This window comes from Pseudorhodoferax sp. LjRoot39 (genome assembly GCF_964253035.1).
In the GTDB taxonomy this organism is placed as follows: domain Bacteria; phylum Pseudomonadota; class Gammaproteobacteria; order Burkholderiales; family Burkholderiaceae_C; genus Pseudorhodoferax.
Genome location: NZ_CAXUQL020000002.1, coordinates 232,458 through 248,262 on the forward strand (window position 1 = coordinate 232,458; position 15,805 = coordinate 248,262).

The 15,805-nt window shown below is 60.7% G+C and carries 21 protein-coding genes; 15 read left to right on the forward strand and 6 right to left on the reverse strand.

The genetic code is table 11. From position 1 onward, the window contains the following. Positions 1-5: 5 nt before the first annotated feature. The 9 genes from ACSQ4M_RS36235 to ACSQ4M_RS36275 all read left to right on the forward strand — a co-directional run bounded on the left by ACSQ4M_RS36235 (position 6) and on the right by ACSQ4M_RS36275 (position 3,725). A complete protein-coding gene (locus tag ACSQ4M_RS36235; RefSeq protein WP_436194349.1) occupies positions 6-209 on the forward strand; it encodes a hypothetical protein in 204 nt (67 codons plus the stop codon). Beyond that, positions 202-552 carry a hypothetical protein gene (locus ACSQ4M_RS36240; RefSeq protein ID WP_436194350.1) on the forward strand — a complete coding sequence of 117 codons (351 nt, stop codon included), beginning with the start codon at positions 202-204 and terminating at the stop codon, positions 550-552. The genes ACSQ4M_RS36235 and ACSQ4M_RS36240 overlap by 8 nt, the downstream gene beginning before the upstream one ends. Next, positions 542-970: a hypothetical protein gene (locus ACSQ4M_RS36245; RefSeq protein WP_436194351.1), complete on the forward strand. Its 429-nt coding sequence runs from the start codon at positions 542-544 to the stop codon at positions 968-970. Before ACSQ4M_RS36240 ends, ACSQ4M_RS36245 begins: the two co-directional genes overlap by 11 nt. Continuing rightward, positions 967-1,263, forward strand: a complete 297-nt coding sequence (locus tag ACSQ4M_RS36250; protein ID WP_436194352.1) for a hypothetical protein — start codon at positions 967-969, stop codon at positions 1,261-1,263. The genes ACSQ4M_RS36245 and ACSQ4M_RS36250 overlap by 4 nt, the downstream gene beginning before the upstream one ends. Before the next feature lie 5 nt (positions 1,264-1,268). Beyond that, the gene (locus tag ACSQ4M_RS36255; protein ID WP_436194353.1) at positions 1,269-1,781 is read left to right on the forward strand and encodes a hypothetical protein; all 513 of its coding nucleotides are present in this window, start codon (positions 1,269-1,271) and stop codon (positions 1,779-1,781) included. Next, positions 1,778-1,978, forward strand: a complete 201-nt coding sequence (locus tag ACSQ4M_RS36260; RefSeq protein ID WP_436194354.1) for a hypothetical protein — start codon at positions 1,778-1,780, stop codon at positions 1,976-1,978. The genes ACSQ4M_RS36255 and ACSQ4M_RS36260 overlap by 4 nt, the downstream gene beginning before the upstream one ends. Further along, positions 1,971-2,348, forward strand: coding sequence for a hypothetical protein (locus tag ACSQ4M_RS36265; RefSeq protein WP_436194355.1), 378 nt, complete (start codon positions 1,971-1,973; stop codon positions 2,346-2,348). Before ACSQ4M_RS36260 ends, ACSQ4M_RS36265 begins: the two co-directional genes overlap by 8 nt. A 762-nt stretch (positions 2,349-3,110) precedes the next feature. After that, positions 3,111-3,545, forward strand: a complete 435-nt coding sequence (locus tag ACSQ4M_RS36270; RefSeq protein WP_436194356.1) for a hypothetical protein — start codon at positions 3,111-3,113, stop codon at positions 3,543-3,545. A 24-nt stretch (positions 3,546-3,569) separates the two neighbouring features. Next, the gene (locus ACSQ4M_RS36275) at positions 3,570-3,725 is read left to right on the forward strand and encodes a hypothetical protein (protein WP_436194357.1); all 156 of its coding nucleotides are present in this window, start codon (positions 3,570-3,572) and stop codon (positions 3,723-3,725) included. A 152-nt stretch (positions 3,726-3,877) separates the two neighbouring features. Here ACSQ4M_RS36275 and ACSQ4M_RS36280 read toward each other — a convergent pair whose 3' ends face one another. Then, complete coding sequence (locus tag ACSQ4M_RS36280; RefSeq protein WP_436194358.1) at positions 3,878-4,468, reverse strand: thermonuclease family protein; 591 nt, start codon at positions 4,466-4,468, stop codon at positions 3,878-3,880. A gap of 694 nt (positions 4,469-5,162) precedes the next feature. Here ACSQ4M_RS36280 and ACSQ4M_RS36285 point away from each other — a divergent pair. Both ACSQ4M_RS36285 and ACSQ4M_RS36290 read left to right on the forward strand, forming a co-directional pair. After that, on the forward strand, positions 5,163-5,399 hold the full coding sequence (locus ACSQ4M_RS36285) for a hypothetical protein (RefSeq protein ID WP_436194359.1): 237 nt from the start codon (positions 5,163-5,165) through the stop codon (positions 5,397-5,399). A 23-nt stretch (positions 5,400-5,422) separates the two neighbouring features. Beyond that, positions 5,423-5,980, forward strand: a complete 558-nt coding sequence (locus tag ACSQ4M_RS36290; RefSeq protein ID WP_436194360.1) for a hypothetical protein — start codon at positions 5,423-5,425, stop codon at positions 5,978-5,980. 31 nt (positions 5,981-6,011) lie between these two features. Here ACSQ4M_RS36290 and ACSQ4M_RS36295 read toward each other — a convergent pair whose 3' ends face one another. The 3 genes from ACSQ4M_RS36295 to ACSQ4M_RS36305 all read right to left on the reverse strand — a co-directional run bounded on the left by ACSQ4M_RS36295 (position 6,012) and on the right by ACSQ4M_RS36305 (position 7,203). Beyond that, positions 6,012-6,191, reverse strand: a complete 180-nt coding sequence (locus tag ACSQ4M_RS36295; protein WP_436194361.1) for a hypothetical protein — start codon at positions 6,189-6,191, stop codon at positions 6,012-6,014. A 2-nt stretch (positions 6,192-6,193) separates the two neighbouring features. After that, entirely contained in the window at positions 6,194-6,397 is a 204-nt protein-coding gene (locus ACSQ4M_RS36300) for a hypothetical protein (RefSeq protein WP_436194362.1), read from the reverse strand. A gap of 446 nt (positions 6,398-6,843) precedes the next feature. Continuing rightward, positions 6,844-7,203 (reverse strand): DUF6283 family protein, encoded by a 360-nt coding sequence (locus ACSQ4M_RS36305; RefSeq protein WP_436194363.1) that lies wholly within the window; start codon positions 7,201-7,203, stop codon positions 6,844-6,846. Positions 7,204-7,594: 391 nt separating this feature from the next. On the opposite strand from ACSQ4M_RS36305, the gene ACSQ4M_RS36310 reads away from it, so the two are divergent. From ACSQ4M_RS36310 to ACSQ4M_RS36320, 3 genes are all read left to right on the forward strand, one after another. Then, entirely contained in the window at positions 7,595-8,185 is a 591-nt protein-coding gene (locus tag ACSQ4M_RS36310; RefSeq protein ID WP_436194364.1) for a hypothetical protein, read from the forward strand. 555 nt (positions 8,186-8,740) lie between these two features. After that, on the forward strand, positions 8,741-10,408 hold the full coding sequence (locus ACSQ4M_RS36315) for an Eco57I restriction-modification methylase domain-containing protein (protein WP_436194365.1): 1,668 nt from the start codon (positions 8,741-8,743) through the stop codon (positions 10,406-10,408). After that, the gene (locus tag ACSQ4M_RS36320; RefSeq protein ID WP_436194366.1) at positions 10,398-11,408 is read left to right on the forward strand and encodes a hypothetical protein; all 1,011 of its coding nucleotides are present in this window, start codon (positions 10,398-10,400) and stop codon (positions 11,406-11,408) included. Before ACSQ4M_RS36315 ends, ACSQ4M_RS36320 begins: the two co-directional genes overlap by 11 nt. A 432-nt stretch (positions 11,409-11,840) precedes the next feature. Here the strand turns inward: ACSQ4M_RS36320 and ACSQ4M_RS36325 are convergent, their stop codons facing one another. Together ACSQ4M_RS36325 and ACSQ4M_RS36330 are read right to left on the reverse strand one after the other, a co-directional pair. Further along, complete coding sequence (locus tag ACSQ4M_RS36325) at positions 11,841-12,407, reverse strand: hypothetical protein (RefSeq protein WP_436194367.1); 567 nt, start codon at positions 12,405-12,407, stop codon at positions 11,841-11,843. Next, positions 12,400-14,073: an anti-phage dCTP deaminase gene (locus tag ACSQ4M_RS36330; RefSeq protein WP_436194368.1), complete on the reverse strand. Its 1,674-nt coding sequence runs from the start codon at positions 14,071-14,073 to the stop codon at positions 12,400-12,402. Before ACSQ4M_RS36330 ends, ACSQ4M_RS36325 begins: the two co-directional genes overlap by 8 nt. Before the next feature lie 715 nt (positions 14,074-14,788). Here ACSQ4M_RS36330 and ACSQ4M_RS36335 point away from each other — a divergent pair. Beyond that, complete coding sequence (locus ACSQ4M_RS36335) at positions 14,789-15,805, forward strand: hypothetical protein (protein ID WP_436194369.1); 1,017 nt, start codon at positions 14,789-14,791, stop codon at positions 15,803-15,805.

Consider the following 15,805-nt stretch of genomic DNA (forward strand, 5'->3'; position numbering starts at 1 on the left):
CCGCTATGGTCATCGATCTGCAGGACTGGCTCGTCGCCTTCCAGGACGCGGAGACCGAGCAGCGCATCAAGATCCCCGTGGAGGCCGGCAATCCGGTCGCAGCCGTCGACGCGGCGATGAGGATTCTGGACGCAAGGCTTCTCGGCCGGCGTGACTGGCTGGTCATGGACTCGTGCGCGTCTCTGAACCACGGAGACACCGATGCGTGAGAAGGCCGACACGAGCGCTCGCAGCAGCCGAGCCGAGGTGCGCAACCCCCTCCTGGCCTTGCCCGAGATTCGGGAAGCGTTCGCCTCGCTGCCCGCCGACAGCCAGACCGCGCTGCGCATCGCCTTGAAGGCCATGAGCGTCAACTTCCGTGCGCGTGGAAACGAGGCGTGGCAGAAGCACAAGCCTCCGATGGCGGCCTACTGGAAAGGCAACGCGGTCTATGCGCGGCACTTGGCGCTTGCCATCCGCCAGAATGGCGGAGCCGATCCAATCGAGCCAACGGGCATCTGCGCTGCGTGCGGGGATGGGCCTGAAGAAGGGAGCCACAAACATGACGCGTGAAGTGCTGACGGACGAGAAGATTGACGCCCTGTGGCGCGAGGCCACGGACATCCACGGTCTCACAACGCGGGACCGCGCGCGCTGGTTCGCGCGACAGGTTGCAGCATTCACATCTGGGCCGGCGCTGGAGCCGGTGGCATGGTGGCTGCAAGGCACCGAGGTCGTCGAGTTCAACCTGGCCGACTACCACGACGGCCCCGAGTGGACGCCTCTTTGCGCTGAGCACGAGTTCGACCGGCAGGCAATGCGGATGCCGCTTTCGCCCGACGACTTGGCCGACAAGTGCGAGGTCTGGCTGCAGTCCGGTGGCGCATCGAATGTCGTTGACGCTTTCGAGGCCGGCTACCGCATGTGCGAGGGCGACCGCGCCGTCGGATCCGCGGCGCCGGAGCAGTCCCATGAGAAAGCCCCAGCATGAGCGACGGCATTTTTCGGCCAACCCAGGAGCCGGCCAGGCTGCTGTACGACGCCTTCCAAGCTGAGTCTCTGCTGCGCAAGGAGCGCGAGGTCGGGATCTGGATCGAGAAAGAACGGCTCGCCGTCTGGACGGCCGCGCGCGACTACGCTCAACAGCACGGCCGGCCAGTCCCGACGCTGGAGCAGATCAAGGCCAAGGAGCAACTGGCTCTCGGTCACACCGACTACGGATCCAAGTGGGCGCTTGGCGTGGCCGAACTGCTGGCCACAGCCCGTGCGCCCCATGCAGGGTAGGGCGTATGCTGATCGCCCACTGTCCGACCGACACCATCCAGGTTTCCGAGGATGCGGCGTCCTGCACGCACGACAGCATCGACACTTTTTTCGGTGATCTGCCGCACGGCGCGACCGCCTGGGTCACCTGCACGCAAGGCCTTCCGCACTTCGATCCCGACTGGGGCCATCAGCTCTTCATCACGCTGACGCTGCGCGGCAGTGATCAGCACGAGGTCGGCGACGCAAAGCTGATCACGCAGGGAATCTCCCAGCCGGCAGTGCGACCGGGCGCGCTCTTCGTCGTGGACCCGTTGGTGCCGCATTGGCTCATCGATTCCGATGCGGCCAGGGAAGGGCGGCGCCCCGAGCGCTGGATCGGGCTGCAATGGGAGGTGCCGCGCAAGAATGCAAAGGAGCGCGCGCGCCAGATCGTCGCCGAGCTCGGAGGCAGATGGTGCTCCCCCACTGATACTCGCTATTCGTCCTGGGCCGGCAAGCCACGCGGCCAGACCATCATCTCTAGAAAATCGCCATGACCAAGAAGGCCATCACCCCCGCCCTGAAGCACGAGGGCTACCTCGTCATCGCCCGCACCGGCCCCATGTTCTTCGGCCTCGACGACTTGGAAGAGGCCACGAAGTACTGCGAACCCGCAGCGAAACCGGTCAAGCTCCTGGCCGACGAAGCCGAGTTGGCAACTCACGAACAGGCGCAAGGCGAAGACGATGCCTGATCAGCCGCCCCTCGCCATCCCGACCATACCGGTCGTGGCATGGTGTGACGATGGAAGCCACGTCGGCGAGGTCCGCGTGGTGCTGGACTCAGCCCGGCGCAACTTTCCGGCAGCAGCCGTCCGCGCATACTCCCAGCCGCTTGTCCGGTTGGAAGACGCCCGCGCCATGGCCGAAGGGCTGGTGCGGGTCGCACTGGAACAGGCGGGGAGGCTCTGCGAGGCCGAGCGCGCCGAACACATGGAGCAGGCCGGCCGCAATGACGGCCGTCAGTCCGATATGGCGTTCGGCTCGGTCGACAGCGCCGAGCGGATCGCCGAGGCGATCCGCGCTCTGGCTTCTCCTTCCACCCCAATCGATAGCAACGTGTGATGACAGAAGGATCGATCCGAGATTGCCCGAGTTGCCACAAGCCGCGCCGAGACAACTCGCCGGCTGGATACGCCTGGCGGCACATCGATGGCCATGGCCTGGTGTGCTGGGCCTGCTGCGACAGGATCCGAGCCGCACATAGCCGATGGCCCGCGATCAACGTTTTGGAGCAGGCCGCCGTGATGGTGGAGGCCGAAGCAGGAAACGTCTATCTGGACCGCAACCACCCCGGGCTGGCCGCAACTCTCCGCGGGTATGCCGTGGCCATTCGCGCACTGCCTGATCCCACGCCGTACCTCGACGTTCAGGCTCAGGCCACTCCCAGCCACGCCGGCTGACGGATCTGCTCGAATCCGGAACCCACCGCTTCAGCCGCACCATCATGTCCACCAACAGGAGCGGACCGCCCAAACGTGAGCCCCAGCCATGCGCGATTTGCGGCTGGGGTCCCGACCGGGCCGTTCATCTGCCTGTCCTAGAGGGCCAGAGCGAGGGGCAGCCGTGGGGCATGTCTACCCCGCGCCATCCTCGGTGACGCCTGCGGTCGCCTGATTTGTCTTCCGAGCGTGTACGATCAACGCGCGTTTGTGGCCCCGTGCCCAACCGCGCCGGATCAGGCTTTGAAATCCGGACGTCGTCCCAGCAAGGGATGGCCAAGCCATTTGTCAAACCCGTGTGGGCGTTCCATCGCCCACTGGGACCGGTGGCATGCTCGCGCACAACTAGGAGCATCGATGCATGTCACAACAACAAGAGTCCGACTTGCAAGCTCTGGCCGCCGAAGCAGCCAGGGCACGCAAGGACCGCGAACAGGGCCTTCTGGCCAAGTACCGCGGGATGCCCATCGAGGGACTGGAGCAACTGGTCGACGATCCGACATCGGCGCTGTCCTCGCAGCAGCGAGACGAGATCCGCAGTTACCTCGTGCTCGGCAAACGCGCGGCCAAGGCCAAGCTGGAACGCCAGGAGCGCATCGGCGACGTCTACGAGAAGTCGGGACTGCCGATGGCCGTCACGGGCTTCTCCGCCTACACCTGGCTGGTCCATTCCATCGGACTGGACGGCACATGGCGAACAGCCCTGGACATTCTGATGTTCATGGCCGCGGTCGGTTTGTGGGTGCTCATGCGGTTGGCCGCCTGGCGGCGCATCAACCGGGCGCGCAGCATGCTGCTCGACTTGGGCAAAGTTGACTAAAATCGCGGGCAGAAGGGAATCACCATGGAAGAAATGAGTCTCGCTCTGCGCGTGGTGCTCGGATTGGCGGTGATGTCGGTCCCAGTCGGATTGGTTGTCCAAGCCGTGTTGGCCCTCAGACGGGCCGACAGGGAAATGGACGAAGTGTCGAAGCAGCTTTGGGGTGATGTTCGCTCCTGAGCAGCGTTGAGATCGTTGATCTCGGGAAAGCCCTGTGCCTCAAGCACAGGGCTTTTTTGTTTGCCGCTCACTCGACTGACCCCCAGCGGGGCAGGGCGCCATCGGCGAACCGAGCCAAACCCAGCTTCCGCCAGTTCCGCCGATGCTTGGTTTCAGGGCCTGGCGCGCCGCCAGTCCCACGGCGGCGTTGGATCGGCGTCGCGCCATAGCCCTGCGCGCCTCGCCCGTGCCTCCTGCTCGGCGAATTCGTACTGCCCGCGCGCCTCGGGCGCTTGTTCCCGTGCATAGGCCCTGTACCACCACGCCATGCCCTGCGTGATCATTGCGAGGCCCGCATCGAGCGTCTTCGGTCCGTTGGTCGCGGCATCGGGCGCCACCCAGACGTTGCACACGCTGCGGCTGTACCGGTCGGTCTTCTGGCAATCCAGCCGGGCCCAACGCTGGAACGTCAGCGTGGCCAGCGCTTGGCGCGCACGCTCACCGTGGGCCTGCCGCTTCTCGGGCGCGTCGATGCCCGACAGCCGCACCTTGACCTGCTGGTAGTTCCCAGGCTCGCCACAACGGGCCGTGAGCGTGTCACCGTCGCTGACCCCTACGACAAGGCATACACGGTCCTGGGCCCACGCCTGGAGGGCTGCGCATGCCAGCACGGCGATGGCCAGGAAACGTTGGCAGGCCTTTGTCGGCGACGCCGCGCTGGTGCTGGCGCTTCCGCCAAATTCGACTTTGTGGTGGAAGCCCATGCCGAGATCCTATGGTCGTCTGCGTTGGACGGGCAAGCGGTGACCCGCAGTTGAGCACCTGACCCACGTCGGTCGCTCGATTGATGCGGCCACTGACGGGGAGCATGTCGCCAGCACCGGCCACGACGATGAGCGCCGCGGACGGAGCGCCCACCAGGGAAGAAGGACGCCGAGCCACACCACTGATTGGCGCCAGGTGCCAGTTGCAAGCGACAAGGCCCAGTTGATGGCCACCGGCAGTCTGCCTCGCAACATCGGCCTCGTGCGCGGTTCGATGAACGACGAGGTGATCTTGCCTCCGAAGTTGCCGCGCTGGGCCGTGCGCACGATGCGCGCCCCAACGCCGTGCATGTTGGCGGGATCAGCCGGGCACGCAACCTGCTTGATGACCTTGCCGCGTTGGGATGATTGACACGGACGGTTCACGTCCATCGTCTATCCTGCGCAGCGCTGGGCTCATCGCCCCCTGTCCACTAGGAAGTGTGGGCTGTAGGAGATCAGGTCTCTCCCGCTCGCCCGGAGCGAAACCCGGGCGCCAATTTCTGCAGAGCGTCGAGCCACTGGATCGGCAGCCCTGCCGTCGCATCAATCTTCAGCGCCAACCGGCATCTGCCCGCATGGTGTGCGCGGAGTTGATGAGCCTTCCCTTCGGTGAGCGCATGTGGCAGCGATCGCGTTGGCAAAATGCCGCCTGATGTCGACCTTCGAGAAGCTCTCCACCGCCGAACTCCAGCAGCTGGCCCAGGCTTGGCGCGAGAAGGCTTTGCGGGGCGTGAAGGAAGCGCGTGGCCAGGCGCACGAGCATGAGGCAGAGCTGCGTCGTCGGTTGGGACAAGGCGTCGGCCTGGCCACGCACGCAAACCTCGATCTGCGACCGCTCGACCAACGCGAGCGGTCGAGCGCACATCGGCCCTGGTGGCGAATTTGGTAGGGGCCCTGCGTCGGCCGCAGTACATGCGTGCATTGCGCCCGTCCGCGATGCCGTGGCTGCGCGCGGTGTGTTGCGCACTTGGAGTTGCGGCGCTCGCATTCAGTGCCGAGGCACAGGTCTACCGCTGCGGCAACACCTACAGCAACGTGCCATGCACCGGAGCCAAGGAGGTGGACACCAGCCCGACATTGAGCTGGGGCCAGGCCAAGGGCGGCACTGAGACCTTGTACCTGTGCCAGGCCTACGGCGGCGGCCAGTTCTGGACCCGCCAGCACTGCCGTCAGCGGGACGCCTTGGTCGAGCGCATGGAGTCGGTGCCAAGCGGCATGCCGTTCGAGCAACAGGTCGAGCTTGGACGCCAGCGCCTCGCGCAGAGCCGTCCTGAGACCGAGGCGCCGTCGCCTACCTCGCGGGGTCAGCCAACACTGGCCGCGGCCCGCGCAGGCCGTTGCAGCTACTTGGATGACCGCGTGCGCCAACTCGATGCCATGGCGCGCGCCGGCGGGCATGCCGGTTACATGGACTGGATCGCCAACGAGCGGAAAAAGACACGCGACGAGCAATTCAGGCTGCGCTGCTGACACCGGGCCAGCAGCTTGAAGCACGGCAAGGTCAAACCATCATGCTGCAGTACACCAGCATCGTCAGCACGATGAAGCCGAAGGGCAGAGCCCTGCGGCCCACTGGATGCGTCCGAACTGCGGCGTGCCAGCGCACGGGGCTCCAGACCCACACGCCCATGACGGACAGCAAAGCCAGGAACGCGACAACCTGCCAGGGAAGCCAGAACATGCTTAGGCCGCGACGGGCTGCTCAGATCGCTCCATGGGCCGTGTCTCGAGACGATGGCTCGCGACGCCGTAGGCAAGGGCAGCGTCGGCGAGTCGCGCCTTCAGGAGCCAGCGGTTCATCTGGCAGTCTTCCATCCATTCGCAGGCGAAGTTGCGGCCATCGAGAAGGGGTGCCTCGGGATTTCGCGCGATACGGATCTGCTGCATGGTGCATCCAAGAGTAACAAGGCGAGCGCCTGTTGGAGTGTGCGGGAAGTCACATCGCGCGGTGGCACTCTGCGGGTCAAGGTGTACGGTCAAGCCATCTGGCCCGAACGCCACCGGGCACGCCCGCGGCATGAACGATCTGTGCCTTCCGCAGAATCAATGCTGTTCTGGGAATCGAGCCCGGGAGCCAGCGCCTCCACCGTCGATACTTCAAGCAAGCGGTTTGGCATCGACGTCCCCTGCACCGCGTCTTCGCAGCCGCCAGGTGAGGGCGAATGCGTCGTCTGCACGCACAAACTAGCGGACCATGCATCCTGGCTGGCTTTGGTGGACGCAATGCGGAAACACCACGGAGTGCCAATCCCGATGGCTCTGCTGAGCTGGGCGTAGACAGGTTGCATCTGGAGGGCAAGCCTTGCGCATGCCCGCGCATGCACGATGCCTCGCTACGCCGCCTCGGTCGGCTTGCCGGGCAGCGTCGCCTCGAAGGACGGATGTTGCTTCCCGCGCAGTCGCAGCTTGTCGATGTTCAAGCAGGAGTCCATACGCAAACGCAGCGCGATGTTGTTGCCGATTCCGAGCTGGTGATTCACCCAACCCACGCAATGTGCATCGTCCGTCTCGTGACAGGCCATTGCGCGCAGCGGTACGCCGGGTACAGGCAACGCACCCGGCACAGCGATTGTGTTGGCAAGTGCCCGATGCTTGGTCTCGCAGTAGCCATCCGGAATGTCGTGAGGATCGACGTCAACTCGCCAAGGGCACTTCTCACACTGAGCGGTGCGCTTGAGTTTCCACGGCCTCATTGCAGTGCACTCCCCGTTATTGAGTAGATGATCTCGACGGCAGTCCCGTAGCTGAAACAGCCGTCGTGCGCAGCGATCTCATGGAGGTCGTGCTCCATATCCCACGCACAGTCCTCGTGATACACGAACCGGTGAAAACCAGAGGTCCCATCGTCGAGGTGACCTTCGATCACGATGCTCTCGCCAGAAATCTTCACGCCGCAATAGCAGCATGCGGTCCCGACTCTGGCACGGCAAATGAGCCTTGAAGTTTCGACAAGATGGACATCGCACATGCGTTCATTGTGGCCGAGCAGGTAGTCGTTGCGTGCCAGCTCACGCCATCGGACACCGCCAACAATCGTGCATTAGCATCTTGTTCTCTCGTCGAGCACATTGAAAGCCATCCAACATGAAACCCGACACGATCGCAAATATCCAGCAAGCAGGCGCATGGCTGCGCGACGCGGCCCAATCGCTGACGGAGGAAGTTTCGATTCGGCAAGCACGTGTGAGCGAAGTGCTCGCCTCTGACCCGTTCAACGCGGCCACCGATGCACACTTCGACGACTGGAAGGCTCTCGCGCGACTGGCGCAGACCGTGACGGCCATGGAGGGCCAGCTGAGGCAGGTCTACCTCGCTGCCATGGGTGTCGGTAGCGACAAGCCTTTTGGACAGGCGCCATTGCTGGCTTCTTCTCCCGCGCCGTCGGCCGAGATCGTCGATGTCGCCGCGCGGAAGGTGAAGCGCAGCCCTCGCCCACGTCAAGCGGAGGCTGCACCAGCGGCCGAGCGCTCGCCGGGCGACTTGAAAGGCAGCGCAGCGAGGGCATACGATTTCATCAAGTCCAGAGTTTCCAACGATGGCGTCACATATGTGGCGCGGCTCGAGATTGCGCACGGCGCCTCCATCCCAGAAGGATCTGTGGGCTTCGCCATCTCGTCGCTCAAGAACAAGGGCCTTATCGAACAAGGCGAGAGAGGCCTCTACCGCCTGGCCTAAGGTCTGCGCGTATCTCCGGATCGGCCCGCACCGTGTGGCAGGAGTCGTCGGAGAGGGCGCCGGCGCGTGCGCAAAGGGAGGGCGGTGGCAACATCGCATTGAGACCGGGCTGGCCCAGGTTGCGGATTGATTGGTGATCGCTGATCCCTGGCGCTCAGCCAGGTGCAGGGACCACCCACGTCGTCTTCGCATCCGCTAGCACGATGGTCAGCGAAGCCTACCCGCGGATGACGCAGAGATGTGCATAGCCGCCGCGCGATAAATCTTCAGCCCATCCAGTGGTCACTCGTGTGCAGCGTTGGTCGTGTGCCGTACGGCATTCGCGACGATGCGCAGCTTAGGCGTGGTCAGCCACGCAAGGCTGGTTGCGGCCAAGGCGGCCGCGGGCGTTCGGGAATCGAAGTAGGGCCCACCTACCGCTCCAGCGCCTCGCATCTTTTTCTCCGAAGGGCAAGGCGCGCGAGAAGTCCAAGACCCGCAAACCCCCCCAGCTGCTTGGCCTGCAGGCCGTCCTGTGCTACGCGGCGCGGAGGCTACCGCAACTAGAATGCGGCCGTGGTTTTACCAAGCTTGATTCATCCCGAAGACACGCCAAAACTGCGCAAGGAGCGCGGGGCATTCTTCACGCCGGACGGGATCACGGAGTTCGTTGCCAAGTGGGCGATCAGATCTGGTTCCGACCGCGTGTTGGAGCCCTCTGCCGGCGACGCTGCATTCCTGGTTGCGGCGGTCGCACGCCTGGCGAAGTTGCTACGCGCCCAAGGGGCCGAACCAGAAGTCGACGGAGTTGAAATTCACGCGCACAGCGCGACTGTCGCCCGCCAGCGTGTTCGTGAAGCCGGTGGTAAGGCGCGGGTGCGTCAGAGGGACTTCTTCGACTTGGCCCCCGAGCCCGTGTACGACGCGGTCATTGGCAACCCACCGTACATCCGCTATCAAAGCTTCTCAGGCGATGCCCGAGCCAAGTCGCGCCAGGCAGCCCTGCGAGGCGGCGTAGCCCTGACGGGGCTCGCGTCGAGCTGGGCTGCGTTTACGGTGCACTCTGCGCTGTTCTTGAAGCGCGGCGGACGCTTGGGCCTCGTATTGCCGGCGGAACTGCTGTCCGTCAACTACGCGGCACCGGTGCGCCAGTTCCTCTTCAAGCGCTTCCGCCAGGTGCAGTTGGTTCTCTTCGCACAGCAGGTCTTCCCGGAGGCCGAGGCGGATGTCGTCCTGTTGCTTGCGGACGGCTTCGACGAAGGCCCGGCCGGGCACGCCGTCATCCGGCAAACGAGGAATGCCGACAGTCTTCCTACTTTGGAGGAAGGCTTGGCGTGGACGCCCGCAGATCCCGCTGGCAAGTGGACGGGCAGCCTCGTGGACGGAGGAGCTCTCGACACGCTGGCCGCGCTCAAGCAGCGCGGCGAGTTTGTGCCGTTGGAATCCTGGGGTGACACGACGCTCGGAATCGTCACTGGCAACAACAAGTACTTCGCGGTCTCGCCAGCGCGCGCCAAGGAGCTCGGCCTCAAGGCCTCGGAGCTGCTGCCGCTTTCGCCACCAGGCAGCTCGCACCTGCGCGGCCTCGCGCTCACATCGCAGCTCCTTGCCGATCTAGGCAAGGATGGGCGATCAAGCCTGCTTTTCTATCCGAGGACCAAGCCATCGAAGGAAGCCGAGGCCTACATCCAGGACGGTCATCGAACCGGCGTGGACACGGCCTACAAGTGCCGAGTGCGCAAGACCTGGTATCGCGTCCCGCTCGTGCGTCCTGCGGACATGCTGCTGACGTGTATGAATGCGGACACGCCGCGGCTGGTCGCTAACGAGGCCGATGCTTACCATCTCAATTCAGTGCACGGCGTCTACTTCAAATACGACGTCCGTGACATCGGCCGAGAGTTGCTCTCGCTTGCGAGCCTGAACTCCGTGACGCTCATGCACGCGGAAATGGTAGGGCGAGCCTATGGTGGCGGCATTTTGAAACTTGAGCCGAAGGAGGCGGATCTTTGGGCCGTCCCTTCGGCCGCACTTGTGCGAGCCCGCGCCAGTGCACTTCGTTCCGCGAGCCCACGAGTTGCGCAGTCGCTGCATGACGGCGATCTGATGGGTGCGGTGGAAATTGTGGATCGTGCTTTGCTCATGGAGGGGCGTACCCTGACCCTAGAGCAGATCAAACGAATGCGGGCAGCTCGCGCGCTGCTGGCGAACAGAAGAGAGGCCAGGTCGAACGGTGGCAACTGAGAGAACCGCCAAGGCGAAGGCGTGGGCCCTTTTTGATCGCATCGTTGAGCGCGCAGCTCCAGGCGGGGAGCACACCACACCCTGGGCGAAAGGCATCGACGGCAAGCGCCAGTACAAGCCAGACTACGAGACGCTGTGTTTGCTTCTCGGCGTGCCCCTTTGGCTGAAGGCGAACACGCAATCTGGCGTTCCGGCCCTTGCGCTCGATGTATGGCTCAGCTACGAATTGCGGCGTGCCGGCTTCGGTACAGACCAAACTTGGCCGCGGCCGCAGCACCCAAGAATTCTTCCTGCGGCAGTGGCCAAGCTGCTCGATGCACTGCCCAGGAAAGAGGCCGCGTCGATCAGAGATCTGATCAGCAAAGAAGGCGCCATCACGGGCGTCACATCGGCAAGCGCCAAGATCCTGGGGAAGAACTACCTCAAGCAGGTCGACGTCATCATCACCGACTGGTCGACTGGCCCTGAGCTTCTGATCTCGACCAAGCGCATGGACTCGTCGTTCGGCAAGAATGCGCCGAACCGCGTCGAGGAGTCCTATGGTGACGCGAAGAATCTGCGCCTCCGGCACCCGCAAGCCGCCCTCGGCTTCGTTTTCGGGCTCAGCGCGAACGCTCTTACCGAGGAGCCAAGCACAGCTGAGTGGCTGTTCGACCTGCTGACCAAGCTTGGCCAGGAAGACGACGCCTACCATGCCACTGGGCTCATCTTGATGGAGTATTCCGGTGGCGGCGTCGTCGAAGATGGCGAAGAGCGGGAAGAGAAGATCCCGGAGGAGCCCGGCGTTGAACCGCAGAATGACGTCGTACCTGACACCGATGGCGACCAGGAGAAGACGATCGCCAGGCTGCCCAAAGTGAATATCCGGTTGGACGCCACGCCCGACGAGCTGAATCCAGGTCGCTTTCTCGCAGCGATGGTCGACCGCGTGCTCGGTACGACGCCCGTGACTATGCATAAGGAAGCGCGCAAACGTCGCGCTGATGCCGCGCAGCTCTGAGGATCCACCGGTTACCGTTGCTTGGACTAGGCCCGAGAAATCGAGCTGCAGCGGTGTCGAGGCCGGAGACGCCTTGCCTCAAAAGGGGCCTTGCATAACTGCAAACCATCAGGACAGAGTCGCCCAACAGCCGGCGCACCTTCATGGCTCGCTTTGACACAGGTCGGTCAAGTTCTGTCCTCCTCCATTGCGCGGCGCTCATCCTGGAATCAGCCGCAGGCCCTTCGGCCGACCGACATAGCGAGTGCTGTGTTGAGTAAGCAGGCCACCCAGGCGTCCAACTTTCCGGCAACCCTATAGTGTGCCACTGGACAGCCAGGCTACATCGCTTCTAAGGCTCCCGAACTAGCACCCGCTCCCAATGTCCGCAAGACTGTTCGCGAATACCTTCGATTCCTGTCCGTTATCTTAGATATTCTCCGCCGTGCGCAACTACATTCTCAACTTTTTGTTGGAATCGACTGCTTGACGCAAAAAGTCCTCGTCAATAATCTTCAGGTCGGCAATATTCAAGAAAACCGATTGAAAATGCCGAATTATATTTAAGTCATCGAAGAGAACAAAAATAGGTGATGCCGCCACCGGAATTGAATCAAGAACGCGCATAAATGCAAGCCAAAGCAGCTGCAAGCTCTCGCTATCCTCGGCGTACGAATCTAGGCCGGCACGCCCAAACACGTCCACATAGCCAATTTCCCTCGCTGAGAGATAGCTAAATGCAGCCGTCCTATTTGACGCGAAAAAATCAAAGCGCGGAGATACGCGCATATCGACCAAGTTACTAGAGCCGAGCGCGTCGAGAGCATCGCCAAGGGAAAGTTCGCGAGAAAACGCCGTAGGATTCAGAAGAAGAAGCTCATGAATTTCGCCGAAATTAAATGATAGCTGCCGAGCAGAAACTTCAGAACTTGATTTCCGGAAGTCACTCACAGCAGAATCTATCAACGAATGCGCGTCGGCACTTCTTCCGCGAGGAAAGGGGATGATATTGTCAGACATGAGCTTTCTCCAGATGCCGCTCCACATCCAAATAACTCAAATGCAACAAACCACGAGCCCATTCCGGCTCGCCGATAGCCATATTCCCAGAGCTATCCTTCAGATCAACATCCTTCATGAATGCTCTGCGATACATGCGAGGCGCGACACCAGTAAATGCGCGCAACAATACCTTGGGGGGTGATTTACGCCCCTTCTGTTCACCATCACTAACGCCAATCTCAATCAACTTCTTAAACTTACTCGGAGAACGCCAATCAATCGCCGATGGCTGCAATGCATCGTCGTGCAGCTCAAAAGCCCTACTTTTGGGATAAGGCTCAATATACTGGACTTCGTCCACACCAGCTGTGACAATGTGTCTGGCGCAATAGTGGCAGGGAAACGTCGTCACATACAACCGCGAGCCAACCGTTGACGCTCCTACACGTGCCGCTGAGAGCAATGCATCCATCTCAGCGTGCACCGCACGGCTGAACTCGATTAGTCTTCCAACTGGTGTTTTCTTGATACTCTTTGCAATCGCTTGCCTGACATCCTCACCAATACCCTCAAGCTGCGGAATGGCATCAATAACCTCGTTTATTATTTCCGTCTGAACTCTGGTATTGCTACAAAATCCGCGATGAACAAAGCATCTATGGTCTTCGTTGGCGTGAGAGTGCTCGTCGTGAGGTGAGTTCCCGTAAACCCCTCCGCTTGGCATCGGAACTTCATTAGTGCCAGTAGCGATAATATTTCCATGCGAATCTGTTAGTGCAGCCCCAACCTGTCTTGAAAGGCATGCGCTTCTCAGCTGCGCCCCCTTTGCGAAAAACATTCCCGTTTCACTGGGCTCCGGCCGGATCAACCGTTCACCCGTCAGGATTTCAAAGAGTCTACTGATTTTGTCGTTGACGACCCAATCCTTATTCGCCTGCGTCTTATTCTTATCAAGAAATCTATCTGGGGTATTGTCAACAAAGAAATCGGCCATCTGAAACGTGTCGGCAACCTTCTGCCCGTACTTCTCGCCGTCATCCTCGTCTCGCTTCATGAATGCAAGGATTTCCTTCTCCGAGGAATCACTGCATTTCCCATGCTGGAGCCGCTCCTGGCGCTTCTGCGCTTCACAAACGACGCCGATCAAGCAGAACGACTCCCGATATACGCCGCGCAACAACTCCACTTCGGCGGGATTCTTCAGAGAGTCGACGATGTAAATCCGAATGGGGGGTTTTACTTCAACTTGCGGCAGCGAAACCACACCAGCAGTCTCTGTTTGCTTCTTGGCAATCGCTTGTTCTCTAAGCCGCTTGATCTCAAGCATAAGCCTCATCGCAACGGAGGAGCGGTCCGCTTTCCTCAGTTCGTCACCAGCATCTTGAAATGTCCGAGACATCTCCAGCCGCTTCATAGAGCCGAGTCGCGCGATCTGATCTGTTGATAGCGCTGCTTTAATCTGCTCGCTTGCCTTGATCTTGAATATCTCAGCGTCTTTGAATTTCGCATACTGACCTGCGAGGCTGGCCAATGCATTCGCTACAAACGTAGTTCCCGAGCCCACTGGGCCCACGACTGCAAACACCCACTCAGTTGCAGAAAGACTATTAAACGTGCCACGCGCTTGAGGGCGAACTGTCTCGTTGGCAGCGGCTTGAGCTAAAACAGCAGAGGGAACGGACACAGACACCCCAATATTATTCTTCGACCGGATAAACCTTCCAGTCAAAACATCATTTCCGCCAAACCTAAACGATGGACCCTATAGCAAGGTACGTATGCGCCCCATGAGCCACGAGGCAGATCGTCCAGTTTGGCGCAACACTCCGCCGCATCGGAGGTGTCTAGCGATGCGAAAAAGTGAATCCTTGGACTATCAAGCAAGAATTGCGCCGCCAAGATCAATCGTGACAAAACAACGACATGCATGGCTGTACAACCTGTAACTGTAAGCTACGCCGACAGCCTGCGTCCTTGGTGTGCCTCACTACGGGCGTATGGATGTTCCGCTCGCGCGTGGGGGGCGGGCCTCCAGGAGATCAGTGTTTCCGCGGCGCCGCCTGGCGGAGACGGTCGGCGATGCATTGCCTGCTGTGCTGCTACGGCGCGACCTGATTGTGCTTACCGAGAGCGGGGAGGTCTGCTCGAGTGCCATGAACTACCAAGCAGATGCATGCAACAAATAGAGTTGCCCGCCGCGCTACAAGTGAAATTACGATGGACTGTTACGACGTACGGCCTTGGTCTCCTAGCACCTCGCTCACACCTGGCGACACGCGACGGCTGGCTGTAGATCGTGCGGCTGGTTACAAGGCGGAAGAGTAATCTGGTGCATCGGATTTTGATCAGCATTAAACCATTAGACTTTAATACTCAGATTTCTCGATCGAGCCCTAAGAATGAAAAACAGTGACCATAATGAACTCCTGAAGGCGGCCTTGCGAGAGTTCAGCTCAAGCGCAGATAGAACTTCTGTGCCGATGACGATGAAGGACTTGTTGCGTGCGGTCAAGCATGACTTGAGCTCCCTCAAGTATCATGTTGCCTCGTCTCCGGAGGAGACGAATACTGTACGTCGAACGGCAATTGTTGCATTAACAGCAATTTGCCTTATTCTTCTTTGGTCCCTAGGGTACAACCGACCTGACTGGGATTGGCTGCACAGAAATCAGATCGAATTATTTTCCATAGGGCTGCTAGCGGGAATTTTGGCAGTTTTGCTGTCAACTGAAGAGCTACCTCTCACAAAAGCGGTCCTAAGCTCTACCTCGTGTCGAATAGTGATTGGATTTTTCTTTGCTTTTATGGTCGCCGTCGCGACGTCAAATGCAAACACCGCTCTCAATTCGATCACCGGTATTGATGCGAGCAACATGCCAATCGCGCGTGCATTTCTTGTTAGCGCCCTCGTCTTGAAATCCGCTTGGCCCGCGCTATTTGCACTTGGACTGGTCGCTGCTGTCCATGCGATTGGACTTGCAAGCTACGTCCGGCGCGTCCTGAGGCGGGAAAAGTCCGTCGGAGAAATACAGTTCGCCTCGATTGCTTTTGTTATTTCCACAACTATTGTAGGCTCGGTGTATGCGGCAGTCCTGTTCAAGGGCTTCCGTGAGGACGTCCTACCGTTTAAGGCTTATTTGCTGGCTAACAAATACGATTTCAATGATCGCGCATTGTGCTTGGAAGGTCTAATTCCAGTAGAACTTGTAGGAAATTCGAAGTTCCTATTTGTTGGCAGCGGCCAAAGCACCGTATTGGTAGCTCCGCAGCCATTCCAGTCCGAGATAGACTACAACTTCTTCTTCAAGGCAAGCCCAGGCCTTCAATATCAATTCACCAAACCAACCGTCTACGAATGCAAGGGAGCGTCAACTACCGACGACCGAGGAAGTCGAAAAATGGAGCCGGTTTCTTGA